We start from the raw sequence: 5,074 nt of genomic DNA on the forward strand, positions 1-5,074 counted from the left end.
GACTCAGATGCCCACGTCGCCGGCGTGCGCGAAGCCCGCGCCGCCGCCGATCACGTCGGTGGAGGTGGCGGCACACGCCCGGTTCGACTCCGGCCGCGAGCGCCCCGATCAGCGGCCGATGACGCCCGTCACCGCACCGGAGTCGGTGCCCCAGACCTCCTCGTCCTCGGACAGCCAGGTGGTGCGCTGGCGCTCCTTGTCGCCCTGGCCGCCGGCGGCCCCGGCGCCGGCACCGGCACCCATCGGCGGCATCATCGGGCCGCTCATGCCGCCGGCGCCGCCGGTGGTCGAGATGCCCCGTCCCATCAGCTGGGACTCCTCGGCGGCGGCAGTCGCGGCCCGTCCCGCGGCGGAGCGGCCGGCCTGCGCCTCGGCGGCGAGTTCGGCGGCCTTGGCCGGGTCGAGCATCGCCGCCGTCCTGCCGCCGATGCCGATGGTCGGCGGGCCGGACGCACCGATGCCGCCGATGCCACCGCGGCCGCCCGAGCCGCCGAACGACTGGCCCGCCAGGTCCGAGCCACCCTTGAACGAGGTGGTGATGCCACCCGTCCCCGTCCCGGTGGAGATCCCGCCGAACGACGGCAGCCCGGTCCAGTTGCCCCCGGTGGAGATCCCTCCGCCGGGGTAGCTGACGCCGGTGCCGGGGCGGCCGGCGATGATGGCGTGCGCCTGGTCGTTCATCAGCTGCTCGAACTGGGAGACCGGCCTGCCGTCCGACCCCCGGACGATGCCGTCCTTGTCGATCGTGTCGTCCTTGCCGAGCACGACCGTGTTGCCGTTGGCGTCCTTCAGCAGGTTGCCGTCCGGGCCGGTGACGGTGCCGTCGTCGTTCCGCTTGGAACCGACCGGCACCTTGAACGCGCCCCCGCCGGTCGTGTTGTCGGTGCCCGGCACGGTCGTCGGCTTGCTGACCGTCGTCCCCGGGGGAACCATGATCGGCTTGCCGTCCTTGTCGAGCACCGGCTTGCCGTCCGGGCCGATCACCTCGCCCTTGCCGTTGACGGTGCTGCCGGGCGGCACGGTGATCGGCTTGCCGTCCTTGCCGAGGAGCGGCTTTCCCTTTCCGTCCAGCAGCGTCGACTGGCCGCCGCCACCGGGGCCCTTGTTGCCACCGATGCCGCCGGGGTTCCCGGGCACCGTCGTGGGCGGTGGAGGCGGGATCTTGCCCGTGCCGGAGCCGCCCCCGGGTCCCTTCTTGTCCTTGTTGTCACCGATCCCGCCGATCCCGCCGGTGCCGCCACCGCCCGCACCGCCGCCCGCACCGCCGTCACCCGCGCCGCCGCCGGTACCGGGCGGCGGCTTGGGGCCCTCCTGGGTCGGCGGCTTGTCGGCCGGCAGCCACTTCTGCGGGGGTTCGAGCTTCTGGAGGACGGCGGCGGCGTGCGCGTACGCCGTCTTGAAGGTGGCCATCACCTCGGTCGCCTGCTTGTCCAGGACGATCTCGATCCACGAGGTCCAGATCTTCTTGGAGATCTCGTCGATCCACGCCTTCAGGGCTTCCTTGTCGTCCGGCGACGGGGCCGCTCCGGTGGCCGTGAATTTGAAGGTGCGCGTTCCGTCGCCGTTCGTGGTCATCGTCGGCGTCACGTAGGCCGTGGCCGCGCCGAAGGCCGAGTGGACGCACTCGGACGGCCAGGAGAACGACGCCCCCTTGCCGTCCTCGTCCAGGTCGTCGTTCTTGAGGGCCCACTTCGTCCCCGCCTCGAGTCGGTCCTTCGGGACCGCCCGCCAGGCGGCATAGCCGCTGTACAGCCCCTTGTACGCGGCGCGCAGCGCCTCCCCGGTCTCGCGCAGGCACTTCGCCTTGGCGTCGGCGTCGTCGCCGAGCTCGACGTGCACCTGGATGAGCTGGTTCCGCAGCCCGATGAGGACTTCCTTGAACCGGCCCGCCGCGCTGCCCTGGAACTCGCTGCCGGCGCCCTCGACGCTGTCGGCCCAGCCCTGGACTTTCCCCTGCTGTTCCTTGACCCAGGTGTTGACGGCCGAGATGACCGTCGCCGCCTGATCGAACGTCGCGGCATTGGTGCGGTCGTTGAAGCCGCCGCCCCAGATCAGCGGGCCGAGGATGTTGTCCGCGGCGTGCCCGAAGTGCCCGAGCGGGGTATCGGTGTCGCCGGCGGGCGGCTGGAGCTGCCAGAAGTTCCAGTCGACCGTGACGCCGACGATGGTGCTCCTCTCGTAGACGTCGCCGTCGGCCTTCGGATAGATCCACTCGGCCCACATGTCGAAGCCGGCCTGGCCCTTGTCCTTGTCGTACGGCTTCAGTGCGTCGTTCGTCGACTTGAGGGTGCTGCTGACCTGGATCCCGGTGATCCACGGTTTGCCGATGACGGCGTCCCGGCTCGTGATCGAGCTCTGGGTCGAGGCCGCGAACGCCGCCAGGCCGTCTTCCCACGGATAGTGCTTCGGTGCTGTTTCTGCCATGACTTCCTCCCGGAGGCACACGGGGCGGAGCGGGAACGGAACGGGTGCCGGCCCGGTCGTCGGACGGACGATCCGCCCGACGACCGGGGGGCTCAGCCGGTGCTGGTCGGGGGCTTGGAAGTGCCGCCGCCCAGGACGTCCTTGAAGAGCTCCATCGTCTCCGCCTCCGTCAGGCTGTGGTCCTCGCCGTCCGCGAACATGACGCCGGCCATCTCCAGATCCAGCTTGGTGTGCTTGGCGTCGGTCTGGATCGTGGTCAGTGCGTCCTTCACACTGCCCATGAAGGCGTCGACGCCCGTCTTCAGCGTCTGGATCTCCACCACACTGGTGTTGCCCGGCAGCACGGGCGGACAGTTCTGCACCGTGGTCGCCTCCGTGCCGAGGTCGATCCGGAAGGTCTCCAGATTCCCGGCGAACGCCTTGAGGCCGCTGGTCGAGACCTTGATCGTGCTGTCACCCATGGGGGACCGCCTCCGCCCTCTCGACTAGCCGAACTGCTTTCGCGCGTTCTGGTCGGCCTCGTTCATGATGTGGTGCATGTTGGTGAGCTTCCCGCCGGCGGCGATGATGTCCTGGTTCATCTGTCCGGCGTTGGCCGTCACGGCCTGCTTGAACTCCGTGAAGGCGTCGGCCGCGGCACCCTGGAAGTTTCCGCTCTCGGTCAGGGAGTTGAGCTTGCGCTCCACCTCCCACAGGGCGTCGTCCATCAGCTGGCCCGCCTGGCCCAGCTCGCTCGCCGCCTGGGCGACGGTCTCGTGGTGGAGCTGGATGCTCCCGAAGTTGTCCATCGACATGAGCTCGTTCCTTTCCTCTCCGTGGCGCGCCGTCAGGCGCCGTTCAGCGCGTCGACGATGCCGTCGGCGGCGTGCAGCCGGGCCTCTTCCTCGGCGTGGCTGAGGACCTGGTCGGCGACCTTGGTGGACTCCGCGAAGCGCTCGAACGCGCCGATGACCGTGTGGTAGCGGGTCATCCAGTCCTCGACCTTCTGCTGGAAGGTCGAGCTGGCCCCGGAGATGTATCCGCTGGCCAGTTCCTGCTTGATCCGCTCGACCGTGCGGCCGGCGGTGATCATGCCCTCGATCTGCTGCTCGATGTCGGACAGCGCCTTGCGGATCGCCTCGTCCTGTTTGTTCAAGTTCGCCGGCGTGCTCACCAGGTGCTCCTTTCTCTCCGCGCGCCGGTCGCGCGCGGCTCTGATCGACTCAACGGGACCGCCGCGACCGGCGGTTCAGCCGCACGTCGCCGTCGTGGCGGCGGGCCCGGCGGCGTCGAGCGCAACGCCCGCGACGGGCACGCCGGCGGTTCCGGGAACCCCTGCGGTGACCGCCGCGACGGTGGGCGCGGACGAGGCCGCGGCGTCCGCCAGGGCCGCCGGGTCGAGGCCCGGGCCGGCCGGCAGCAGGGCCACCACCGCGGCCGGGACGGCGACCGGCGTCGCGCCGCCGTAACCGAGCTGCTTGACGACCGCCGCCGAGGGCAGCGGGTAGCGCACCCCGGCCTCGGTGACCAGGTACTCGGTGCCACCGGCGCCGGCGCCCGACAGGGCGCGCACCAGGGCGCCGCGCCCCGGCCGGACGGCGATCCGATCGGCGACGGTGCAGGCCGCGCCCGCCGTGCCGCTCGCCGGACCGGCCGGGGCCGCCGGGGGGCGGCCCTCGTAGGCCCGGCCGGCGGGCAGCACGGTGACGGCGGTGGTCGGGGCGCCGGCGCCGGTGTGCAGGTCCGCGCAGACGCCCTCGCCGTGCAGCGGGGCGACCAGCGTCGGCGGCGCCTCCGGGAGCCCCGGGGGCGGCGGTCCGCCGGGCGCGGTGTGCCCGGCGAGGTCCAGGGCGCCGATCGGCGCGGGCGCCGGGGCCGCGCTGCCGTACGCCTCCTTCTGGGTGCGCGGGTCACCGAGCAGCAGGGCGTACAGGGTCGGGGTGAGCGGGGCGAGGCCGTCCTTGGTGAGCAGGTAGTGCGCGCCGCCGGGGGCCTCGAAGAGCTGGCCGATCCGGGTCGGCTTCCCGCCCAGCGCCGGGCCCGCCTCGCCGCGCCGGGCGACGGCGGGCGCCGCGAGGTCGGGCCCGGCCGGCAGCGCGTTCAGCACCCCGGCCGGCACCGGGAACGGCGTCGCACCGCCGTAGCCGAGCGCCTGGAGCGCCTGGTTGGCGGTGTCGACGCGCAGCCGCTGGCCCTGCCAGAGCAGATGCGTCGAGCCGTCCGGGGCGGCGACCAGCAGACCCTGGCCGGGCGCCAGCGCCCGCCCCTCGGCCGCCGGGTCCACCAGCAGGGCGAGCTTCGGTACCGGGGTGCCGGTCGGGCCGGGCTGGGCGGTGGCGCAGACCAGCCAGGTGCCGCCCGCCAGGTCGGCGGCCGGCGGCAGCCCGTCCGGGGCGCCGACGATCCCGACCGGGGCGCCGCGCGGCGCGTCCGCGATCGACGCCCGGCTCACCTGCCGCACCGTCATCTGCTCACCGGCCAGCAGCCTGGCGCTGGTGTCGTTCAGCACCGGGTGCAGCTGCCCGCCGATGGACAGGTACCGGGCACCGGTCTCCTCGACCACCACCAGCGTGCCGGGCTTGGCCCAGCCGTCACCGCCACCGGGCCGGATCACCCCGTACACCGTGACGCCCAGCCCGATCAGCACCCCCACCGCCAGGCCCGTCATGGT

The 5,074-nt window shown here is 73.0% G+C and carries 5 protein-coding genes; all 5 read right to left on the reverse strand.

Translation table 11 applies throughout. The features are described 5' to 3' along the window. Nucleotides 1–108: 108 nt before the first annotated feature. Complete coding sequence (locus tag ACIQOV_RS26940; protein ID WP_401052722.1) at nucleotides 109–2,424, reverse strand: hypothetical protein; 2,316 nt, start codon at nucleotides 2,422–2,424, stop codon at nucleotides 109–111. Between the two features lie 92 nt (nucleotides 2,425–2,516). Next, nucleotides 2,517–2,885 carry a hypothetical protein gene (locus ACIQOV_RS26945; RefSeq protein ID WP_401052724.1) on the reverse strand — a complete coding sequence of 123 codons (369 nt, stop codon included), beginning with the start codon at nucleotides 2,883–2,885 and terminating at the stop codon, nucleotides 2,517–2,519. A 24-nt stretch (nucleotides 2,886–2,909) separates the two neighbouring features. Next, complete coding sequence (locus ACIQOV_RS26950; protein WP_401052727.1) at nucleotides 2,910–3,218, reverse strand: WXG100 family type VII secretion target; 309 nt, start codon at nucleotides 3,216–3,218, stop codon at nucleotides 2,910–2,912. Nucleotides 3,219–3,250: 32 nt separating this feature from the next. Then, nucleotides 3,251–3,577 carry a hypothetical protein gene (locus tag ACIQOV_RS26955; RefSeq protein ID WP_359899443.1) on the reverse strand — a complete coding sequence of 109 codons (327 nt, stop codon included), beginning with the start codon at nucleotides 3,575–3,577 and terminating at the stop codon, nucleotides 3,251–3,253. Between the two features lie 75 nt (nucleotides 3,578–3,652). Next, the coding region (gene eccB, locus ACIQOV_RS26960; RefSeq protein ID WP_401052732.1) for a type VII secretion protein EccB at nucleotides 3,653–5,074 on the reverse strand (1,422 nt) is incomplete at its 5' end.

It is taken from the genome of Kitasatospora sp. NPDC091257 (assembly GCF_044757675.1).
Classification (GTDB): domain Bacteria; phylum Actinomycetota; class Actinomycetes; order Streptomycetales; family Streptomycetaceae; genus Kitasatospora; species Kitasatospora lactacystinica.